Source organism: Serratia proteamaculans (assembly GCF_946227095.1).
In the GTDB taxonomy this organism is placed as follows: Bacteria; Pseudomonadota; Gammaproteobacteria; order Enterobacterales; family Enterobacteriaceae; genus Serratia; species Serratia proteamaculans_E.
In genome coordinates this window covers 601875-623414 of sequence record NZ_CAMISV010000001.1, presented here as the reverse complement: position 1 = coordinate 623414, position 21540 = coordinate 601875, and the positions used below count along the sequence as shown (strand labels likewise).

Genomic DNA, 21540 nt, shown 5'->3' with positions numbered 1-21540 from the left:
CGTTCATAGTTGTGCCATAGCATAATGACTCTTAAATAAATTTATAACAAATCAACAGGTTAAAAATTTTACGAGGGATAAACATGAGCGATAAATCCGATAAGGATCTGCCAGCGTCGGCGCAACAGCAGCAGCCGAGCAACCCGGCGCGTCGGCGTTTTCTGGCAGGTGCGACGGCGCTGGGAGTCGGCGCCTCGATTGCGCCGTTGGCCAGGGCCGCAGCTGACGGCAACAAGAAAGTGGTACTGAACTCTTTACCGACCAGCGCACAAAACCCACTGCTGCGGCGTCATGTGAAAAATGTAGTGGTGATCTACGCCGAAAACCGCAGTTTTAACAACCTGTTCGCCAATTTCCCCGGAGTAGAAAAACCGCTGTCGGCACTTAAGCCGGAGGAGTACCAGCAGCGCGATCGTGACGATAAGCTACTGGATTCTTTGCCACCGATCTGGAAAGGCCTGGTGCCAAAAGAGCAGGAAGTCGCGCATGTTAATTACAAAATCGACGAAGATGCAGTATTCACTAATCAATTACCGAATCAGCCGTTTGTGTTGACCGGGCCGCAGGGCGAGAATTTGCCGCACGGCGTGGTCACGCGCGATCTGTGGCATGTGTTTTATCAAAACCAGATGCAGATTAACGGCGGCAAAAACGACAAGTTTGTTGCCTGGGCCGATTCCGGTGCCCTGACCATGGGCTATTACGGTGATGGAGCCTACAACCTGCGGTTGTGGACCTTGGCGCAGGAATTTACCCTGTGCGATAACTTCTTCCAGGGGGCCTTTGGCGGTTCCTTCCTGAATCACCAGTATCTGATTTGCGCCCGTCCGCCGTTTTACCCCGAGGTACAAAACTCAGTCGCCAAAGAGGGCATTGCCCTGCTTGAAAGCGATGACGTGACGGACTCGCGCCTGAAGCCGTTGGGCGACTCGCCGGTCAGCGCTTCGTTTGGCATCCCGCTGTTTGGCAAGAGCCTGCTGACGCCGGACGGCTATGCGGTCAACACCATGGCACCACCGTACTGGCCGTCGTGGACTCAGGATGAGAAAGATCCGACGCTGGCGGACGCTACCATGCCCAACGTGATGCAGCCGCAGAAACACCCGCACATCGGCGATTTACTCAGTCAGAAGGGGATCGACTGGGCATGGTACGCCGGGGGTTGGCAATACGCGCTGGACAACCGCAAGGACCAGGGCGATTTCCCCGGTGCGCCAGACTTTCAGTATCACCATCAGCCGTTCAACTATTTCGAAAATCTGGGGCCGGGCAACCCGCAGGCGCGCGAGGCGCATTTACGTGACGGCGGTATTGGCGATTCAACCGGCAGCAATAAATTTTTGGCCGCGGTGGAGGCGGGCACTTTACCACCGGTGGCGTTCTACAAGCCGCAGGGCAACCTTAATATGCACGCCGGGTATTCCGATGTGGAAGCCGGCGACCGCCATATCGCCCATATTATTAACAGCCTGCGCAACGGCCCGCAGTGGGAAAATAGCGTGGTAGTGATTACCTTCGATGAGAACGGCGGCTGGTGGGATCATGTGGCCCCTCCGCAGGGCGATCGTTGGGGCCCAGGCTCACGTATCCCGGCGTTGGTGGTTTCGCCATTCGCCCGTAAAGGCTACGTCGATCATGAGGTGTACGATACCGGGTCAATTTTGCGATTAATCAGCCGGGTGTTTGATCTGCCCTCGCTGGACGGGCTAACGGAACGGGATAAGGCAATGGCGGCGCGCAGCCAGAAACCGCTGGGCGATCTGACAGGCGCGCTGGAGTTTCCGGGGTAGGGGTTACAGCGGTTTTGACATATACCAGATGCCGATGGAGCCCTGAGCGCTGGTGTAGCAGGTTTCACCGCAAATACTCAGCCCCTGGCGTTGGTAAAAGCGCTGGGCGCTGGTATTACGCTGTAACACTTCCAGCCACAGCGTTTGCTGCTTACGTTCGATCGCCCGAAGCTGCACCTGTTCAAAAAAGTGCTGGCCGTAACCCCGGCCGGCATATTCCGGCAGGAAATAGATTTTCTGCAGCTCAGCGCCGGTTGTTTGGGTTGGTGCTAGCAGGCTGTTGAAATTCAGCCGCGCATAACCCACCAGATTGTCGTCTTCATATCCCAATAGCCAGCAAACTTCTGTATCCTGCAGCGTTTTTTCCAGTGCCTCAACGGCAAAGTCTTGCGCCAGAAAAGTATCGAGTTCCGCTTTATGGTGCCAAAGTTCGCCAAAATGGGCCTGATAGGTGCGAATACCTACGTCACGAACCTGCGCTAAATCACCGCTCAAAGCCTGGCGGATACTGAACATATGAACCTCTTGGTGAGAAACGAGAAACGGCGGGCAACCTGAAAGGGAATCGCCGCGCTGGTGAAGATTTAGACAACCCAGGGTATACGAGATATACTCAATATACTCAATATCTGTCTGCCGGAGGGAGTATGACAGCCAAACAGCAAACCCATCGTCGTCAGGGACATCGTACTGTTATGCAAATGCTCACTGCCGATCAGCTGCAACATCTTAAGCCAAGTAAGCATTCGGCGCGATTCTTGGTGATGGAAATTGATCCCGATGCTCATACAACCAAATCGGATAGCAACAATGACGCCGGTAATAGCGCCCTGAGAAAAAAACTAACCGAAATGATCAATGACCCGGCAGTGGATCCCAATGCGGCGATGCAAATGCTGGAGATTGTATGGGATATGGTAACCAAGTCTACCGCCGGGAAGCTACCGGCAGTACGAGGGGATGTCGATAGCGACAACGGTATGCCTGTCGTCAGCATTTTTGCGGGTTTTCCCGAGTTTCAGGGCAGGAATGAAGCAAGGAAGCAGGACCTTCGCCAGTACCTCCTGGAAGATGCGCACTGGCTGACATCAGCCGAACTCTCCGACAGGGCCGGTTTTAAAAATCGCAACCGCAGCGCAGGCCCAAACGGTTGGAAGCAACGTGGGAAGATTTTTGCGATCAACGTTGAAGGCCACGACCGTTATCCGGCTTACGCGCTGGATGAGGCTTACCAGCCACTAAAAATCCTCAAAGACATATTGACCGTCTTTGGTGACGGCACCAGCGCCTGGTCAATTGCGAGCTGGATGGGGACGGCCAATAGCTGGCTGGGCGGTAAAAAGCCTAAAGACGTGATGAAGAAAGAACCCGCTGCCGTGTTACATGCTGCTCTTATAGAGAAGGCGGGGGCACAACATGGCTGATGACTTATTTCCCCCGGTAGGAAAGGTCAATATTAACAAGTACCTTGTTAAGGCAGGGACGCCGCTTTATCGAATTCATCGAGAAAAGTACGCTGGTGATGCTTTCAATGATAGCCCAGGAGGCGACGCACGATTTAGTCCAATTTTCGACCAACACAATAACGTGATCGCCACAATTTATGCTGGCGATACTACCAAGGTGGCGTTGTGCGAAGTCCCTTTGCATGATGTCGATTTCTCACAACAACATGTTGAGTTCAACGTCAGACGATTGGTGGGTTTGGTTCATACAGAACTGTTGGTGAATACCGAATTGCAATTTGCTGCATTAGATCAACCTGGCCTGGCCAAAATGAGAGCCTCTAAAAAGGTAGCGCATTGCGATGCCACGGACTATCAGGTAACGCGCAAGTGGGCTGAAGCTATTCATGAGCAACATCAAGATATTCATGGGCTGATTTGGCCGTCAAAACAACATCCTGGCAATGCCTATATTCTGTTTGGCGACCGTTTGAATGGAGACGAGTTATCTATTACTGGTAATAGGGTATCAGTAATAGATAAAAGCGTTTTATTACATCTGTTTGAGCTGGCCGATGAAATGGGCATTACTCTGCTGGAAGATGATTAATTTATCGATCGTACCCATTGCGTATTTCTGACCGCAACAAACCCTCAATCAGCAAGATGCTTCGGCGATTCCCGCCGGAATCCCAGTCCGATAATCCGGCCAAATAAACGTGGCAACCAACGGCTGTTGCCGACCCGGGTCATCAGACTGGGTCCACCGCTGCCGCGACGTTTTTTCGGCCTGCGTTGGCTCATTTTAATTTGCAGAAACTGAGTGGCTTTGGTGGGGAAATTGCGGCGTTGTTGCACGCGCAACAGGTGTTTGAGCTGTAGACCATGGCTGCGTAGCGGAGGGATAATCAGGTTGGCGGCAGCAACCGCATCCTGAATCGCCAGATTCACCCCGACGCCGCCAATCGGCGACATGGCGTGTGCGGCGTCGCCAATGCACAGCACGCCCGGCTTGGCCCACTGATCCAGTCGATCGATGCGAATACTCAATAACTTCACCTGATCCCAACTGAGGATCTCCTGTAGGCGGTGGTCCTGGAAGGGGGCGACCTCAGCGATATGTAGCAAAAATTTTTCCAGCCCCTCCTGTTGGATCGCCTCGAAACTGCCCTTGTCGACTGAATAGCCGCACTGCCAGTATTCACCCCGGTCGATCATGATGAAGTTTTGCTTTGGCCCGGTGTGATCCATCGACCAGGCCGGATCGCCGGGCCGTTTATCGATCTTCATCCATAACACGTCGCGCGGCGAACCAAAACTGCGGCTGCTGAGTGCCGCCTGTTCGCGTACCACCGAGTTACGTCCGTCAGTGCCGATCACCAATTGGCAGCGGACGCGGATCGGGCCTTCCGGCGTATCCGCCAACACCCCGCAGACCTGACCGCGATCGTACAACAACTGGTGTACCTGCGCCGATTTGAGCAAGCTGAACGCAGGAAAGGCGGCGGCTTTTTCTGCCAGAAAGTTGAGAAACTCCCACTGCGGCATAAAGGCGATAAATTTGCAGCGTGTCGGCAGGCGGGTGAAGTCGGCAAGCGTAATATCACGCCCGGCGATCTCGGCATGCAGCGTTTCTGCGCGCTGGTGTGGCAGTGCCAGCAGTTCCTCAAGCAGGCCAAGCTGATGCATGATTTCCAGGGTGGAAGGGTGAATGGTATCGCCGCGAAAGTCGCGCAGGAAATCGGCGTGCTTTTCCAGCACCATCACGTCTATCCCCGCCCGAGCCAACAGATAGCCGAGCATCAATCCGGCGGGGCCGCCGCCCACGATGCAGCAAGTGGTGGCGTAAGGTGTGATCGGTGACTGTGACATAGCGGGTGACTCCTGGGATCCGCACTCTGCCGATCCTGATTGAAAACTCAATATTGATAATGATTATCAATATCAGGTCAGGCTGTCAACCCGCGGTGCTGTGTGGTCAATCGTCGCCGATCGGATCAATAGCTAGTCCTGCGCGATCGGTTGGTTACCGCTCAGTGCACCCCATTCGCTCCAGGCGCCGTCGTACAGTTTCACCTGCGGCGCAGCCAGTGACAGCAGGCCGAATGCCAGCACTGCCGCCGTCACGCCGGAGCCACAACTGGTGATAATCGGCCCGTCGATATTCACGCCCTTGTCGCTGAAGGTTTTCTTCAGTGCCTCCAGCGATTTGAAACGGCCGTTTTCCAGCAGTTCGCCGTAAGGAATATTGATGCTGCCGGGAATATGACCGCGGTGCAGACCCGGACGTGGCTCTGGGGCTTCGGCGTAAAAACGCGGTGCGGCGCGCGCGTCCAGGATTTGCACCTCCGTGTTCAGCGCCTGCTCTACCTGCTGCATATTGACGACCGCGTCGGCATTGGAACGGGCGTTGAAGGTTTGCGGCGTGCGTTGCGCTGCACCGGTCGCCAACTGTTGGCCCAGTGCCGTCCAGCCATTCAGGCCTTCGTCCAGCACATAAACCTGCTGTGCACCAAAATTACGGAAGGTCCACCAGCCGCGCGGGGCAGAGAACTGATTGCCCTCGTCATAAAACACGATGGTCTGTTGCTCGCTGATGCCCAATTTACCCACCGCTGCGCTGAATTCCTCTGCGGTTGGCAGCATATGCGGCAGCGTGGTGTTTTTGTCCGCGACGTCATCGATATCGAAATACACTGCGCCCGGGATATGGCCGCGTTCAAATTCAGCGAGCATGTCTTTCTTCGGCACCAGGCCGACCGGGGACATCCTGACATCAACCACGACCAGGTTTTCATCGTTGATATGTTGTGCAAGCCATTGCGGAGTAACCAGAAACGGAGAGTTCATCGTTATTTTTCGCCTGTGGTGAAAACGGTTTTTCACTATACACCAGCGGCTTTGGCGATGTGATCCATCCGTAGAAATTATCAGGCCGACTCGGACGTTAGCGAGGCGACGATGGTACCCAAAGCCGCTTGTGAAGCTGCCCCAAAGGCAGGGTTAGCCTCTGCGGCTTTATTCTCCGCCAGCAGCGTCTGCAGACCGACCAACCAGTCGTAGATATAAAACGCGGTATTTCTTGCCGGTGTCGGTGCCAGTTTGGTTAACCGCTGTTGACTGCCCCAGTCCACGGCGGGCTGCGGTGGTGGGGTAAAGATCGGCTGGCCGTGATTAATCCGGCTGGCGGGGCGTAACTTCGCTTCACGCTGCTGGAAGCCCAACCAGGTGACAAAATCCCCCAATATCGCCAATGCCTGGCTGACCTGTCGGTCTTCAGCTTGCTCCAGTAGCGCCCCGGCAGATAATGCGCGCTCCAGCGATTCGGCAATCTCCAGCCGGCAGGCGGCGGTGATTAACGCATCGACCAGCATCTCCAGATGCTGTTTCTCGACGCCCAACAATGCCAGCAGTTGGGCATTATCCGGCAGACCGCGCAGATGGTTTATCCAATCCGTAAATACCCGTTGGGCAAACGACTCACCGCCATGCCCGGTGGGTGCCACGGAGGCCATATCTTCCTCACCAAACAGGTCAATCTCAACATCAAACGGCGGGGTGATGGACACCGGCGCGGGCAAGCTATGCTGTTGTTGGCTATAGAGTTGGCGCAGGGTTTCGCACTGCGGCAGCAGCCATTCGAGCAGTTCACCGTGTACGCCAGCCTGTGCCTGCAATCTGCGTAGCAGGTGCTGAGTTCGCTGTTGCGTTAACGCGTTGTCCGCCGCATGGAACCAGTTGCCGAGCAGGCTTTCAGACAGTTCGCGTCGCAGTTCCTGCTGTTGTTCAAGGATGCGATGCTGTTTCAATGTTGGGCACGCCTGTGCGGCCAGCCAGGCCACCATGCGCTGGCAGTCGCTTTCATCCATCGCCAGCAGAGTTGCCCAGCTTTCGCCCGGTTCACCGACATAGCGTTGAACGGCGTCGTCGGGGCGGGATTTCCCGGCCTGACGCGAGTCAAATTCCGTGACTGCCCAGATCAAGCCAGGCTTGCGATGGCTGCGTAGATCAGGGTTTTCCCCCTGGGTTTGTCTGACCCAGTAGGCCAGTGCGTTGCCCGCCCGACTGGCATCTTGCGGCGTACGGGCCGCATCAGTCACCAGCAGCAGGTTGGCGTGCAGGCCATCGGCCGCGAGAATCAACAGGTTGGCGCGTTTTGCCTGCTGCATGCGCTGAATCAGCCCAGCGCCCTGGCAGGGGTTGCCGGTCGGCAGGTCCAGCAGTTCAATATGCTTTGGCAACCCGCCGTTTTCCCGCGGTGGCAAGGCAGTGGTCACCGAGGTTGCCAACCAGGCCAGATCGGCCAGCGCGATGTCCACTGCGGTGCCTTGCTCCGTCAACACGGCAAGCTTTACCCCGGCCGGCGTTGGGATAGCCTGGGCCTGCAGGATGCCGCCATCCTGACTCAATGCCTGGCGAGGGGCATACACCCGTTCGCCGTTCCCCAGGCGGTGTAAAGTATGCGCCAACTGGCGATAACAACTCGTCAGTTGCGGATCCTCCCCCCAGAGCGGCGCGAACAGCCTGGCTCGATCGTCAACGCTCAGACAGGGAGCCAGCGAAATGGCATGTGGCCAGAAGTGTCTCTCCAGCGGCGTTGGCCATTTGCTGCCCTGATGGCGAAGGTTGTCCCACAGCGCCACCATGGCGTTGCTGTCCAGACCGCCGATCGCCATGGGTTGGCGGTGACGTTCCAGTGCCTGCAGATGTGTGGCCATGGCCCGGGCATCCCAATCCGGGCGAAAGCCGCCGATCAAGGCGCTGCCGATCATCATGGCAACCAACTGTGCTTCATCAAGCAGGGAAACGGCAACGGGATAAGAAGGCGGATTTTGGGCGTCACCAGAGCAATAGCGTACGGCCAGCGTGGCATCTTCGCTCAGTAACCTGGCACCCGGTGCCAGTGCGGCTAACAGGTGGGTCTTGGCCGCGACGTTATGGCCATAAAGGCCGATGGCCAGGGGCTGATGCTGGGCTTTGTCCAACTGCCTCGCCCGGTTGTAGCTGCGGCGCAGGCGGATCGTCAGGTTATCGGCTTCCCGGTTCAGCCGGGTGGATTGCTGTCGGGTGGCGGCCACCCAGTCAATCGCCTGCGTGATGCTGTTGCCGAGGCAGTTTAGCGGCTCAGGCCGGCTGGAAGTGATAGGTTTCATGGTTGATAAAGGCTCCCGCTGTCGATCCAATAATGGGTTGCGCCAGAGGCGCTGGCCGCCAGGGTATTGAGTTTGAGTTGCAGATGATGCGCGGGAACCGGCGTGCCGTCGGCCAACCGGGCTTCGGCGATACTGACGCCTTCGGCTCCCTGTCCATCGTTACCGGTAAGGATCAGTCGCAGGCTGATAACCGCATCGCCTGCCAGTTTGCGCGCCAATGGGGCATCGGTGATGGTCAACGTGTAGAGCGGGGATGCCGGCCAGCGTTCATTGTCCAATTGACGAAACCCGAGGCGCAAAGGGCCGCGTAGCTGGAAGCAGTTGTCGGGATCCAACGCGAAGTCTGCGCGATCCAGATCGATATCGCGATAGTAGACATTATCGTCTGCCAGCAGATTATTGCTGTCCAGCATGCCCAGATGACGAACGGTGGAATAGGGTTGGAAGTCGCCGACGTTAAAATAAAAACTCTCCAGCCGCAGGTCGATCGCCAACAGACACAGCATGGCCCCCACGGCAGCGGTTGATTTGGGGTTATCGATGCGCCCGCGTTTGTTAAACGGGTACCAACTGCGGGTGTGATAACCCTCAAGCGGTAAAATTCGGCTGGCGGGCAGCGGTTGCAGGTGACGCAACAGCGCCTGAACGCCCGGAAAACGCGCCGGGCGGCCGGTCAATAGCAGCACATCGCAGGTATACAGCGCCACTACCTCGCAAAGCAGGCGCAGGCAGTGGCTGATGCCGATCCGGTCAGACAGGAAAGCGCTGTGCAGGGCGCCCAGACGGACAACCAACGGGGTCTGCAGAATGTCGAAGGTGCTAACGCCAGATTCACGCTGAACCTCGTCGTTAATGAACGCCAATACCTGTGCTGTAGGTGTTTGCGGCAGCAGTTCGCCCAGGCTGGCGGCGAGCTCCGCGTGGGCGTCCAGCGGATCGTACTCCTCATAAGCACTGAGCAGCGCACGCCCGGCGGGCATGAAAATCTGCAGCGTGGCCTGCTGGCGCAGGGTTGAAAACCCATCCATACGGCCCTGATTGCCAAAAAGCTTGTCCATTATTGCCGGCGTTGCGCCGACCCCGGCCTGTTCGAACGCCTGCTGTACGGCGGGCAAGATAAATTGCTGAATGACATCCAGCAAAATGTCGTCACCGGCGACCTTAAATCCTTCACGGAACAACAGACGCGGATTGATTTTGATGTTGTTGCCCACGCCATCGTCCAGTGTGTATTGGGTGATGGCCAGATCGGTGGTGCCGCCGCCCACGTCGATAGAGGCGATGCGCAGCGTTTTTCCCGGTTGTTCTCCCGCCACCGGCGGTCGGTCCGGTCGGGCCATGGCGGCAAAAAAGGCGTCGGTGCGGCCGGCAAAATTCACCTGAGTTTCGTTATACAGATAAACCATCTGGCCGCAGGTGGCTTCGTCCCATTCCATATGCACCTGTGGCACCGGCATGCGGGCTTGCTCACCGTTGAACGGGGCATCCAGCGGGTGCCAACCCAGGGCTTTCCATATCAGGCCAATCGCTTCCTGCATGCGGCGGCGGAAAATTTCGCGCTCTGGCTTGGGCATCGCCGAAGGCAATGTCAGGATGATAGTACGCAGGCGGCGCGGGGCGGCGGCATTCGGCATTTTAATCCGCTGGGCGACGCTGTTGATTTGCATCAGTGCCTGCGCCAACAGTTCGGTCAGCATCAGGGTCATGACCGAACTGCGGCTATAGTGGGCGGCAAATACCGGCAGCCGCTGATCCACAGGTAACGCCGACAGAGGTAAACCCTCGTCGTTGATCAGTGAGGTCAATGGCGCAGCGGCGGCCATCGGCTCTTGTTTGCTGTTAAAGCGCCAACCGGGCGCATAACGTTCTTCATCCCACAGGTAGCGACGCGGGCTGGAAATCCCGGTGGTGCCTTCGGTGCCTTCCCGCCGCAGTGCCAGTTGCATGGCTTCCCGGCCCACGCGGGTGATGGAAGGCCAGCTAAAGGCGTCATCGCGTCCGCTTTGGAATGAAAGGTGAGGTTTGCCAAATGAGGCCTGGGCAAACTCTACCCGGCTTTCAAATAATTCGTTGTAAACGCAGTGCGGCGCGGACAGCGAACGCAACTGCAGTTCATTGGTCTGTTTCAGGCCATTACTTTCATGTGGATGATCTTCGACCAGCACCCCACAGGTGTGAGAATTGCCGACGTCCAAAATCAGATCTACGGCGATCGCGGGTTGTTGTGGTGTTTCCCCGATGATTTTTATCTGCGGGACGGTTAATTGGCTGCCGAGCAGGTTCAACAGATTGAGGTAGTGCGCCTGATATTCGAAGGTTTTCAGTCCGGCGTTTATTGCCGTTTCGCTGCGGTGTTCCAACTGGGTTGCGGATTGGCAAAAGACTTCGCGCAGCCAGCTGTCTACCCAGGTCAGGTCAAGAAACTCACCTAACTGATGGTTTTGATGGCCCAGCGAGAAGCTGAGCCCGGTATTGAGATCGCTTTCACCTGGGGCAAGCGCCTCCTGGCCCGCAGAGGCGAGTCGGGTATCAAAGGCCAATACTACCCGCAGCAGGTTGCCGTCCTGATCGGGGTTATCCAGTAACAGAATCTGCATCCGGGCCCAGTTATCCGGCCCGGATAAAAACACCCCTGATGAAGTGCGACGAAAGAAGGGCAGCGGCAGCCAGGTTTGATCCAACAACTGCAGCGATTGCTGCAAGGGGAAGCTGAACTCCGGGCGAACCACTTCGGGGGTCTGTCCCGGTTGGGCGGGCAACAGGTATTTGCCGCTGTCGGCATCCCATTGCAGGCGCAGTAGCGGGCCGCTGGCCGTTTGGCGGACAAACTTGCCCGGAAACGCATAATCCAAAACCGGCGTCAGAGCAAAGTCCAAAAATTGGATACCGCTGTCCTGGATCAGGGTAATGCTGTGTGGGTAATCGGTAAGGGGGGCCAGCATTATTTACTCTCGCGTTTTAACATCATGGGGTAGAGCGTATCCGCATCGTAGCGCCCGACGCATTCTGCCGGGCCGGTTTCATTTTGCTTGCAGATGAGTTCCGGCATTTGGTAGCGGCTGCCGTCACTGCAGCGTGCTTTGGTACGGCTGTTAATCACCAGATTGCCGGACTGCATCAGCCCGGCCTCGATCGGTACCCGGCAGTTGATGCCATCACCGTAGGTAATGCTGGCGCTGCCTTTTCCTTCTTTGATGCGGTATTGCAGGCTGGGACGCTTACCGGTGGGAAGATCTTTTAGCGCCACGGTGGCCCGCCATTTCCCGTTCAGAAAACGAATCGAGCCGGCTTTGACCGAATCGGCGGGCAGCACCAGCGCATGCTTATCCGCTGGCGGCAAGGCTACCGGCACCGGTGCCGGTGGCATCAGCGTGGCCGGTGCTAGCGGAAGTTGCAGCTTGAACGCCGGGGTGGTAGTGCGCGGCGGCGACGCCAGTGGTTGTGTCACCGGGGGCGCTGCAGGTGGCGCACTCGGTTGGCTCAGCCAGCCTGCCAGCAGGGCAATCAGCATGAGTGCTGACAACATCCACACATAGCGATGCCACTGGCGGCGCGGTTGCGTCGGTGTGGCGGCAACCGACGGTTTAACCTCTGGCTCTGGGGCGGGTTTCGCTGTGGGAACTGCCATCGGCCGTGGTGCTGCGGCGATCGGTGTTGGTTTTTCTTTCGCAGTTTCGGCCGGTCGCAGACACGCCAGCGGGTCGTCCTGGTACTGAGCCTGGGGCTTGATAAACCCCCAAAAGGTCAGTACCGGTTTGCCATCAACCAGATAGACATGGTTGGCATCAGGGATCTGCATCGCTTTGGCCAACAATGCGCCAAACAGGCGGTGGCTGGGGTGTTCGGTTGTTTGTGTCTGAGCGATCAGCAGACGCAAGGTTGCCAGACTTTGTTCCAGCAGATGCACGGCCTGCGCGCGCTGGGCATCACTCGCCGCCAGCCAGGACGTGACTTTGCCTGGAAAGGGGGAATACCAGTCAATGCGGGTGCCCGTCTCGTTCGGCTGCGGGATCGCCAGGCAGTCGGCGGCTTGCTGCTGTTGGCGAATGCGTAATGTTTCCCGCAACTGCAGCGCGCAGGCGTAAACCGGTTGTCCATTCTCGCCCAATGCAAGTACGTCATCTAAACTGCCACTGCGTAAAAAGGGTTTCACCACGGCCAAAAACCTTGTCCTGTTCTGCTAAAACGTGCAAACAGCCATAGTAACCCGGGGTCTGAGCGGTCAAACGGGTGAGGACAGGCGTAAAATGCAGTTCTTTAAGAGGATCAACATGTCGCAGATGGATAACCCGGACTTTGGCGGTGCAAAAATCGCGCTGTTGTGCGGCGATAACGTGCTGACCTACCAGCGCGATGACAAGGCGGATATTCCCTGGCCCGGCTGTTGGGACTTGCCCGGAGGCGGGCGCGAGGGTGATGAGACACCACTACAATGCGTGCAGCGGGAAACGCGGGAGGAGTTTGGCCTGCAGATTGACGCGCAGCAGGTGAGTCACGGGCAGCGTTATGAGGGCGTTTTCCCCGGCTACCCGCCGACCTGGTTTATGTTGGGTAATATCACGCCGGAGCAGATTGCCAGCATACGTTTTGGTGATGAAGGGCAGCGCTGGCAAATGATGACCATCGACAGCTTTATTCATCATCCGCAGGGCATTTCGCACCTGCAACAGCGGCTGGCGCAACATTTGCAGCGTTAGGCCCCATCCACTGCCTCAATCCGGGCGATCAACGCGTCGAGCTGACGATCGGAAAACACTTCAATGCCATTTTGGCGCAGCAGTTCGGCGGTGACGCCGCTGCCGGGCTTGGTCTGGCCGCTGAAAGAACCGTCGTAGATAAACTGGCTGCCGCAGGAGGGGCTGCCATCGGTAAGCAGCGCAAAGCGGCAGTGGTGCCGCCGTGCGGTTTCCAGTGCCAGATGTGCGCCAAGCAGATAGCTGTCGGTGACGTCACCGCCGCTGACTTCGATCACCCGCGCTTGTTGGGCCAGTACCGTGGCTCCCTCTGCAGCAGGCGTGATTTCTGCCGACGGGCGTGGGGTGGAAAAACCGGCGGCCAGTTCGGGGCAACAAACCACCAAACGGCCTTCGTGCTGCCAGCGCAGCAGCGTGGCGTTGAGCAAGGGTTTGTCGGAAGCGTTATAGCGAACTTTAAAACCGGCTAGGCAGGCGCTGAATAAAATCTTTGACGGCATGAGGTCTGTCTCTGTCACAGGGGCGAAAGCGTGGGACTGGCGACCCACGCGCGCGGCTTTAACATAGCAGAATCATTCCGCCGATGGCAGCGCCAGACGATTAATCTCCCCAGGCTCGACGATCCGCAGCGTTGTTTCGTGTCGCGCCACGGCCAGCATCGCCAGCCCGACGCGTTCGGTGGTGGTGACCTGATTGGGGAACAGCCGCAGTGCGCCGAACCACAGCGGTTTCAATAGCCGATACAGCAGATCATAAACACGGGTTCTGGAACGGATACCGTGCAGTGGCACAATAGCGCCGGGACGGAACATCACCGCGTGAAACGGCAAGGCCAGAAGGGCGTTCTCGGTGGCCCCTTTGACCCTGGCCCACATGCTGCGTCCGCGTTCGCTGCTGTCGGTACCGACGCCGGAGACATAAATAAAGGTCATCGCCGGGTTTAACCGTGCCAGCGGGCGGCCGGCGGCCAGCGTCAGGTCGTAAGTCAGCGTGCGGTAGCGTGCTTCGTTCATGCCGGCCGAGGAGACGCCCAGGCAAAAAAAGCAGGCGTCGTAACCGGCAAGCTGGGCCTCTACGACGGATAAATCACTCAGGTCAGGCAGCGTCAGCTGGTTCAATTTGGCATGGCTCTGCGCCAGCGCGCTGCGGCCGATGCTGAGCACTTCACTCACCTGTGGGTCACGCAGGCATTCGCGCAGCGCACCCTGGCCGACCATACCGCTGGCACCAAAGATAATCACTCTCATGGTCTGTTCTCCCTGGGACTGGCAAGGCGTTGGCTGCGCCAGCGGTTCGGCGTTTGCGCTTCCCACTGTATAAAGGCGCGGCTGAACGAATTCAATTCTTCAAATCCGAGCACAAAGGCGATTTCCCCCGGCTCCAGATCGGTTTCCGCCAACAGTTGGCAGGCGGTACGGTGACGGGTTTTATCCAGCAATTGCTGATAGCTGTAGCCATGCTGTTGCAAACGGCGTTGCAGGGTGCGCGGGCTGACATACAGCTCGGCGGCCACGCTGTTAACGCTCGGGCGCTGGCCGCGCATGCTGCGCCCCAGGATCGCCATCACCTGACTGGGCAGATCGTCGCTCTGCAATGACCTGGCCAGTTCGGCTTCCAGCCCCGGCAGCAGCACCGCCAGCATGTCCTGATTGTAGGTGATGAAGGGCTGGCGCATCAGCGCACGGTCAAACACCAGCACATCCAGTGGGGCATTGAAATGCACCGGACAACCGAAGTGGCGCGACAGGGGCGAGGCCGGATCCGGTCGCCGGGTCAGTTCGATCGCTCGTGGGCGTATCGTCTGCCCGGTGCCACGGCGGCACAGGGTGATGATGGAGGCGAACATGGCATCAATCAGCATCTCCGGCGCATGGCTTTCGGTCATGGTCCAGCGGGTGTGCAGGCGGATACTGTCGCCATCCTCGACCAGCATCAGCTCTTCCGGGCACAGCAGCCGTTTGTAACGGGCAACCTTTTGCAGCGCTTCCCCGAGAGTGGCGGAGTGCAACGCAGCGACCGAAGCAATATCATAATGCTCTGGCGATATGTCGCCGCCCAGGCGCAGGCCGAAGGCGTTGTCGTCGGCCAACTGGGCGAGGGCGCGCCAGGTATCGAAGAACTGTCGGGTGGACAGCTTGACCTTCTCATGCCGCTGGCTGAATAGCCCCGCAGGCAGGCCGGCCAGTTGGCCGACCCGTTCGATATCCACGCCCATCGCCGCCAGACGAGCCGACAGGGCGCTGGACAGGGAAATCTGATCGCTGCTCATTGTTGTTCCTTATGATTTACCCGTCACCACTGCCGTCATGGTGGCATAATCAGGCTGGCTGTCTTCCCGATCGGTGCTCAGACTGAGCGTGCGGAAGGCGGCATCTTCCGCTTCACGCGCTGCTAACACCTGTTGGGCCATATACACCGCATCACTGCCCAGCAACAGGCGTAACGGCGGCTCGTTCATCAATGCCAACTGCAGGATCACCTGCGCGGCCTTGGCCGGATCGCCAGGCTGATTGCCGTTATGCTGCTGCAGATACTCCAGCATTGGGGCAAAGAGTGGCTGGTAAGCTGAGCCGATTGGCGCGATGGTCATTGACGAACCGGCCCAGTCGGTGCGAAAACCGCCCGGTTCTACCATTGTGACCTTCACGCCGAATGGGGCTATCTCTTTCGACAGTGATTCTGAGAAGCCTTCGACCGCCCACTTGGCGGTATGGTAGGCACTGAGCCCCTGCATACCCAGACGAGCACCGATGGTCGAAATCTGAATGATATGGCCGCTGCCTTGTTGGCGCAGTATCGGTAAAGCGGCGCGGGTGACGTTGAATACGCCGTAAAAATTGGTGTCAACCTGAGCACGGAAATCGGCCTCATCGGCTTCTTCCACCGGCGCGATATTTCCGTAGCCGGCGTTGTTGACCAGCACGTCGAGTCGACCGAAGTGTTCAACCGCCGTTTGCACCGCGCGTTTCGCGGCGGCGGCATCGGTAACGTCCAGTGCGACGGTGATAACCCGATCGCCGTAGCGATCAACCAGTGGCTGCAACTGCTGTGGTTGGCGCGCGGTAGCAACCAGACGATGCCCGGCTTCCAGCACCGCCTGCGCCAGCTGCTGGCCCAGGCCGCGTGAACTGCCAGTGATTAACCACACTTGAGACTGAGACATAAAACCTTCCTTACCTGTTCATTGGGTGAGGTTTCACTCTAGAAGGTTAGACGCTGTGCGGATAATCCGATCCCGCCAACTGTTAATCCGATTGCGCCAATGTGCTTTCGAACGTCAGCATTAACTGTTGGATGGTTGCGCCGACCCGCAGTACCGCTTGTTCAATCTCGGGCATCAGTTTAGGTGCATAGGCATAATTGATGCGCAGACAGTTACGGTATTTGCCGGAGGCGGAAAAAATACTGCCGACCGCGATCTGTACGCCCTGCTGCTCCAGATGGCGGTTTAGCCGCAGGGTATCGAACTCTTCGTCCAACTCAATCCACAACATAAAGCCGCCTCGCGGTTGGCTGACTCGGGTACCGGGTGGGAAGTATTTCATAATCCAACCGGTCATCACGTCGCGGTTTTGTTGGTAGCGGGCACGCATACGCCGCAGGTGCTGCAGGTAGTGGCCGTGACGAATAAATTCGGCAATCGCCAGCTGTGGCTGGGTAGCCGTGGAGCCGGTACCGATATATTTCATGTGCAGCACGCGCTCCAGATAGCGCCCGGGGGCGATCCAGCCGATGCGCAGACCGGGTGCCAGCGTTTTTGAAAAGGAGCTGCACAGCAGTACCCGACCGTCTTCGTCGAAGGATTTGATGGTGCGTGGGCGGGGGTATTGATAGGCGATATCGCCGTACACGTCATCTTCAATGATCGTCACGTCAAAGCGCTGTGCCAGCGTCAGCAAACGCTTTTTGCGCGCCTCCGGCATGATGTAACCCAGCGGGTTATTGCAGTTGGGGGTCAACAGGATGGTTTTGACCGGCCACTGCTCCAGCGCCAATTCCAACGCTTCCAGGCTGATGCCGGTCAGCGGATCGGTGGGGATCTCCAGCGCCCGCATGCCCAAGCCTTTCAAGGTCTGCATGGTGCCGTGAAAACAGGGGGAGTCAACCGCCACAATATCCCCCGGTTGGCATACGGCGCGCAGCCCGGCGGACAGCGCCTCGTGACAACCGGTGGTGATCACCAACTGGTCGGCATCCATCTGGCAACCTGAATCCAGCAGCAGGCGGGCAATTTGCTCACGCAACCCCACCACGCCCTGAATGCTGTCGTAATGCAGGCTACGCAGGTCGCCGTGGCGGCCCGTGTGCCCCAGTGCTTTCATCAAGGGTTTCAGCGTAGGTTCGCTGATATCCGGCATGCCCCGGCCCAGCTGAATCAGGTCTTCGCGCGGCTTGTTGCGGATCAGCTCCAGTACCTGCTCCCACTGCGAAATATCGACCGGTCGCTGCACCGGACGGGTCACGGCGGGCAGTTCGGCCAGGGTACGCCGTGCCCGCACAAAATAGCCCGACTTCGGTCGCGCCTCCACCAGTTGGCTCTCCTCCAGCAGGCGGTAGGCCTGTTGCACTGTACTGATGCTGACGCCGTGCTCCTGGCTTAGCATGCGCACCGAAGGCAGACGATCGCCTGCGGGGTAAAGCCCCTGTTCTATGCGTTGGCTGAGGATGGCGGCCAGCGTGGCGTAGCGTGTCATACAGATGCCTAAAATGAGAGTGAATGAGGAAAAGACCGGTACAGATGAGGTTAAATTAGACCATTCAGACAGGCAGAGACAGCTTTTGTATGGAAAAAATACTGCTGGCTTGAATCTGTATTGTTTTTTGTCCGCACAGCATCATGGTTCCAGTGCAAAACTGAAGGAGAACCTTATGATGACTGTATCTGCAGAGTACCTACCGGCCCGGCGTCGGGCGACTTTTTCTCGCTGGCGTTTGTACCTGCAACGCTACCACACGCGTCAATCGCTGTTGTTATTGGATGATGTGCAGTTGGCGGATATTGGCCTGACGCGCTCTGACGCACGACGGGAAGGGCGCAAACCTTTTTGGCGACGTTAGAGGCTGAAGCGAGCCTGAGCTCTTATGACAAGGTTTCGATGAACCACCCTGATTTGGAATAAAAAGTTCATTTAAAATCATCGGGTCGGTTTATGCTGGCCCGGAGTTTTATTGTTTCATCCAAGCCTGCAAGCTTTTATGAACGGCATCACGAATATCATCTTTATTTTCTCCCTCGCTTGTTATTGAAATTTATATTTCATATAAACACCTATCAGATGGTGTGTTTCATTGTGCGCGCCAACATGCTAAGGCTATCGGTAACGGGAGAAGGGAATGAAACAGGTTCGCGTTGGTTTAATTGGCACCGGCTACATTGGGCGCTGCCACGCCATTGCTTATGCGCAGGCTGCCACGGTATTTCCGCTGAAAGGGGAGCTGGTACTGGAAATGCTAGCGGAAGTGACGCCGGAGCTGGCGCAACAGCGCGCGGCTGAATTTGGTTTCTCGCGCTCGACCGGTGACTGGCGCCAACTGGTAGCCGATCCGGCGATAGATGTGGTGGATATCTGTGCGCCAAACTTCCTGCATAAAGAGATGGCGCTGGAGGCGATCCGCCACGGCAAGCACGTTTATTCTGAAAAACCGCTGGCGCTGGATGCCGCTGACGCCGCTGAAATGGTGCAGGCTGCGCGGGCCAAAGGCGTCAAAACGCTGGTGGGTTTCAACTACATGAAGAACCCGACCAGCCAGTTGGCGCGTGAAATTATCGCCAACGGCGAAATTGGTGAAGTGGTGCATTTCTATGGCACCCACAACGAAGATTACCTCGCCGACCCCCGCACGCCGATCGACTGGCACTGCCGCAAAGCGACGGCCGGGTTGGGGGCATTAGGCGACCTGGCGGCGCATATCGTCAATATGGCGCATTATCTGGTGGGGGACATTGTGGCGGTGTCTGGCGATATGCAGACCATCATCAAACAGCGTCCGGATGCGAAAGACCCTACGCTGATGCACCAGGTGGAAAACGAGGATCAGGCCAGTGCGCTGGTGCGCTTTGCCGGCGGGGCTATGGGCACTATCGAAACCTCACGTATTGCCTGCGGGCGCAAGATGGGGCTGACCTATGTGGTCACTGGCACCAAAGGCACGCTGAGTTACACCCAGGAGCGAATGGCGGAACTGAAGCTGTATCGTCACGATGAGCCGGCGGAACGCCAGGGGTTTAAAACCTTGCTGGTGGGGCCAAAGCATCCGGATTACGCGGCTTTTTGTATCAGTGCCGGGCACGGCATTGGCTTTAACGATCAGAAAACGGTGGAGATCCGCGATTTGGTTAACGGTATTGCTGCCGGTGACCCTATGTGGCCAGACTTTGAAGAGGGCTGGAAAGTGTCCTGCGTACTGGATGCGATTGCCGCTTCTGCCGAGCAGCGCCGCTGGCTGGACATCAACCGCGACTGAGTGAGGGACTCTGACGCTCACAAGTTGAGAGCGTCAGAGTTTAGTTGGTTAATAAGTTACTAGCTTAGTAACTTAATGGGTTATCAGGTTGCCAGTCTGCTAACTTAAAACGCAAAGCACGAACAGCCGAACGCACCCCAGAAGGCATTTTCGTCTGAGATGGGAATGCTGGAGCGACGAGCGACATCATGCTGATGAGCATGCACACCGCAGGGCCCGCAGCACTGGTGTGCCTGGCTTAATACCCCGGTACGGGTAGCGGCGGCAGGCGGCGCAGAGCGATAATGCCCCGGCACCTGAGTGACCGGTGACCAGTCTGGCAGCACCGGGATTGCCGGTGGCGCCAGCGGTGAGAAGCTACCGGCGGCATAAACTACTTTGCCATCCACCACCGTCATCACCGATTCAATCCCCTTGATCTGCTCTTCCGGCACGCTGAAATAGTCCTGCGACAGCACCGCCAGATCCGCCAACTGCCCAACTTTAATTTGGCCTTTTTTGCCCTGTTCGGTAGAGAACCAGGCACTGCCCTGAGTCCACAGCATCAGCGCCGTTTCGCGATCCAGCCGTGCGTTATCGTCGTACATGGCCATACCGCCTACGGTTCGGCCGGAAACCAGCCAGTAGAGTGCGGTCCACGGGTTATAGCTGGCTACGCGGGTGGCGTCGGTACCCAGCCCAACCGGCAGTTCGGCTGCCAGCATTTTTGCCACCGGTGGTGTCTGTTTGGTGGCTTCTTTACCGTAGCGCTCTGCGAAATACTCCCCCTGGAATGCCATACGGTGCTGTACCGCAATACCGCCACCCAGTGCTTTCACCCGTTCGATATTGCGATCGGAGATGGTCTCGGCGTGGTCGAAAATCCAGTGCAGACCGTTGAATGGAATTTCGCGGTTCACTTTTTCGAACACGTTCAGCATACGGCTGATGGATTCGTCATAGGTGGCATGCAGGCGGAATGGCCAGCGGTGTTCGACCAGGTGGCGCACCACGCGCTCCAGCTCGTCTTCGGTACCTTCCGGCAGGTCCGGGCGCGGCTGCAGGAAGTCCTCGAAGTCGGCGGCGGAGAACACCAGCATTTCACCAGCGCCGTTATGACGGTAAAAATCAGTGCCCTGACCCGGTTTCAGCATGTCGGTCCACAGCTTGAAGTCCTCCAGTTCCTGTTTCGGCCGCTGGGTGAACAGGTTGTAGGCAATTCGCAGGGTCAACTGCTTCTTCTCGTGCAGTTCGGCGATCACCTGATAGTCATCGGGGTAGTTCTGGAAACCGCCTCCGGCATCGATAGCGCTGGTCAGACCAAGGCGATTCAACTCGCGCATAAACTGGCGGGTCGAATTGACCTGCTGTTCCAGCGGCAGTTTTGGCCCTTTGGCCAGGGTGGCGTACAGGATCATCGCGTTGGGTTTGGCAATCAGCATGCCGGTTGGGTTGCCGTTGCTGTCACGCTGAATTTCGCCGCCGGGTGGGTTGGGCGTGTCTTTGGTGTAGCCCACTACTTTCAGCGCCGCACGGTTGAGCAGGGCGCGGTCATACAGATGCAGGATAAACACCGGGGTGTCAGGCGCCGCCTGATTGATTTCATCCAGCGTTGGCATGCGGCGTTCGGCAAACTGAAACTCGGTCCAGCCACCCACCACCCGCACCCACTGTGGGCTGGGAGTGCGCAACGCTTGTTCTTTCAACATACGCAACGCGTCGGCCAGCGAGGGCACCCCCTCCCAGCGCAGCTCCAGGTTGTAGTTCAGGCCGCCGCGGATCAGGTGCAGGTGTGAGTCATTGAGGCCGGGTACCGCGGTGTGGCCGTGCAGGTCGATCACTTGCGTTTCTGGCCCTGCGTGCTGCATGACCTCGTTTTCACTGCCGACGGCGAGGAATTTGCCGTCACGGATGGCGACTGCCTGGGCGGTAGGTGCCTGGCGATCGACTGTGTGAAATTTACCGTTGGTGATAATCAGGGAAGCATGGTTACTCATAACGTTCTCCCGGCAGG

The 21540-nt window shown here is 57.7% G+C and carries 18 protein-coding genes; 6 read left to right on the top strand and 12 right to left on the bottom strand.

Annotated elements, in window-relative coordinates; translation table 11 throughout:
* The first annotated feature begins 83 nt into the window (after positions 1–83).
* Positions 84–1790 carry an acid phosphatase gene (gene acpA, locus OC597_RS03035; RefSeq protein WP_262207375.1) on the top strand — a complete coding sequence of 569 codons (1707 nt, stop codon included), beginning with the start codon at positions 84–86 and terminating at the stop codon, positions 1788–1790.
* Between the two features lie 3 nt (positions 1791–1793).
* Here acpA and OC597_RS03030 read toward each other — a convergent pair whose 3' ends face one another.
* Positions 1794–2306: a GNAT family N-acetyltransferase gene (locus tag OC597_RS03030; protein WP_262207374.1), complete on the bottom strand. Its 513-nt coding sequence runs from the start codon at positions 2304–2306 to the stop codon at positions 1794–1796.
* 131 nt (positions 2307–2437) lie between these two features.
* Between OC597_RS03030 and OC597_RS03025 the strand changes: the two genes are divergently transcribed.
* Both OC597_RS03025 and OC597_RS03020 read left to right on the top strand, forming a co-directional pair.
* Positions 2438–3214, top strand: a complete 777-nt coding sequence (locus tag OC597_RS03025) for an MbcA/ParS/Xre antitoxin family protein (protein WP_261283970.1) — start codon at positions 2438–2440, stop codon at positions 3212–3214.
* Entirely contained in the window at positions 3207–3845 is a 639-nt protein-coding gene (locus OC597_RS03020) for an RES family NAD+ phosphorylase (RefSeq protein ID WP_261283971.1), read from the top strand. The genes OC597_RS03025 and OC597_RS03020 overlap by 8 nt, the downstream gene beginning before the upstream one ends.
* A gap of 44 nt (positions 3846–3889) precedes the next feature.
* Here OC597_RS03020 and OC597_RS03015 read toward each other — a convergent pair whose 3' ends face one another.
* The 5 genes from OC597_RS03015 to OC597_RS02995 all read right to left on the bottom strand — a co-directional run bounded on the left by OC597_RS03015 (position 3890) and on the right by OC597_RS02995 (position 12544).
* Positions 3890–5107: an FAD-dependent oxidoreductase gene (locus OC597_RS03015; RefSeq protein ID WP_262207373.1), complete on the bottom strand. Its 1218-nt coding sequence runs from the start codon at positions 5105–5107 to the stop codon at positions 3890–3892.
* 132 nt (positions 5108–5239) lie between these two features.
* Positions 5240–6085, bottom strand: coding sequence for a 3-mercaptopyruvate sulfurtransferase (gene sseA / locus OC597_RS03010; protein ID WP_261251944.1), 846 nt, complete (start codon positions 6083–6085; stop codon positions 5240–5242).
* 80 nt (positions 6086–6165) lie between these two features.
* On the bottom strand, positions 6166–8388 hold the full coding sequence (locus OC597_RS03005; RefSeq protein ID WP_262207372.1) for a virulence factor SrfC family protein: 2223 nt from the start codon (positions 8386–8388) through the stop codon (positions 6166–6168).
* Positions 8385–11330, bottom strand: coding sequence for a virulence factor SrfB (locus OC597_RS03000; RefSeq protein ID WP_262207370.1), 2946 nt, complete (start codon positions 11328–11330; stop codon positions 8385–8387). The genes OC597_RS03005 and OC597_RS03000 overlap by 4 nt, the downstream gene beginning before the upstream one ends.
* Positions 11330–12544 (bottom strand): SrfA family protein, encoded by a 1215-nt coding sequence (locus OC597_RS02995; RefSeq protein WP_261251947.1) that lies wholly within the window; start codon positions 12542–12544, stop codon positions 11330–11332. The genes OC597_RS03000 and OC597_RS02995 overlap by 1 nt, the downstream gene beginning before the upstream one ends.
* A gap of 124 nt (positions 12545–12668) precedes the next feature.
* Here OC597_RS02995 and OC597_RS02990 point away from each other — a divergent pair, with 124 nt between their 5' ends.
* Entirely contained in the window at positions 12669–13085 is a 417-nt protein-coding gene (locus OC597_RS02990; RefSeq protein ID WP_261253787.1) for an NUDIX hydrolase, read from the top strand.
* On the opposite strand, the gene OC597_RS02985 is transcribed toward OC597_RS02990, so the two are convergent.
* The 5 genes from OC597_RS02985 to OC597_RS02965 all read right to left on the bottom strand — a co-directional run bounded on the left by OC597_RS02985 (position 13082) and on the right by OC597_RS02965 (position 17776).
* On the bottom strand, positions 13082–13582 hold the full coding sequence (locus OC597_RS02985; RefSeq protein ID WP_261251948.1) for a 2-thiouracil desulfurase family protein: 501 nt from the start codon (positions 13580–13582) through the stop codon (positions 13082–13084). The genes OC597_RS02990 and OC597_RS02985 overlap by 4 nt on opposite strands.
* A gap of 72 nt (positions 13583–13654) precedes the next feature.
* The gene (locus OC597_RS02980) at positions 13655–14329 is read right to left on the bottom strand and encodes a Rossmann-fold NAD(P)-binding domain-containing protein (protein WP_262207369.1); all 675 of its coding nucleotides are present in this window, start codon (positions 14327–14329) and stop codon (positions 13655–13657) included.
* Positions 14326–15351: an AraC family transcriptional regulator gene (locus OC597_RS02975; protein WP_261251950.1), complete on the bottom strand. Its 1026-nt coding sequence runs from the start codon at positions 15349–15351 to the stop codon at positions 14326–14328. The genes OC597_RS02980 and OC597_RS02975 overlap by 4 nt, the downstream gene beginning before the upstream one ends.
* 9 nt (positions 15352–15360) lie before the next feature.
* On the bottom strand, positions 15361–16245 hold the full coding sequence (locus tag OC597_RS02970) for an oxidoreductase (protein ID WP_261251951.1): 885 nt from the start codon (positions 16243–16245) through the stop codon (positions 15361–15363).
* An 82-nt stretch (positions 16246–16327) separates the two neighbouring features.
* Complete coding sequence (locus OC597_RS02965; RefSeq protein WP_261251952.1) at positions 16328–17776, bottom strand: aminotransferase-like domain-containing protein; 1449 nt, start codon at positions 17774–17776, stop codon at positions 16328–16330.
* A 175-nt stretch (positions 17777–17951) separates the two neighbouring features.
* On the opposite strand from OC597_RS02965, the gene OC597_RS02960 reads away from it, so the two are divergent.
* Both OC597_RS02960 and OC597_RS02955 read left to right on the top strand, forming a co-directional pair.
* The gene (locus tag OC597_RS02960) at positions 17952–18140 is read left to right on the top strand and encodes a DUF1127 domain-containing protein (protein ID WP_261251953.1); all 189 of its coding nucleotides are present in this window, start codon (positions 17952–17954) and stop codon (positions 18138–18140) included.
* Positions 18141–18416: 276 nt separating this feature from the next.
* Positions 18417–19547, top strand: coding sequence for a Gfo/Idh/MocA family protein (locus tag OC597_RS02955; RefSeq protein ID WP_261424615.1), 1131 nt, complete (start codon positions 18417–18419; stop codon positions 19545–19547).
* 104 nt (positions 19548–19651) lie between these two features.
* On the opposite strand, the gene OC597_RS02950 is transcribed toward OC597_RS02955, so the two are convergent.
* Entirely contained in the window at positions 19652–21523 is a 1872-nt protein-coding gene (locus OC597_RS02950) for an amidohydrolase (protein WP_261283982.1), read from the bottom strand.
* Positions 21524–21540: the final 17 nt, after the last annotated feature.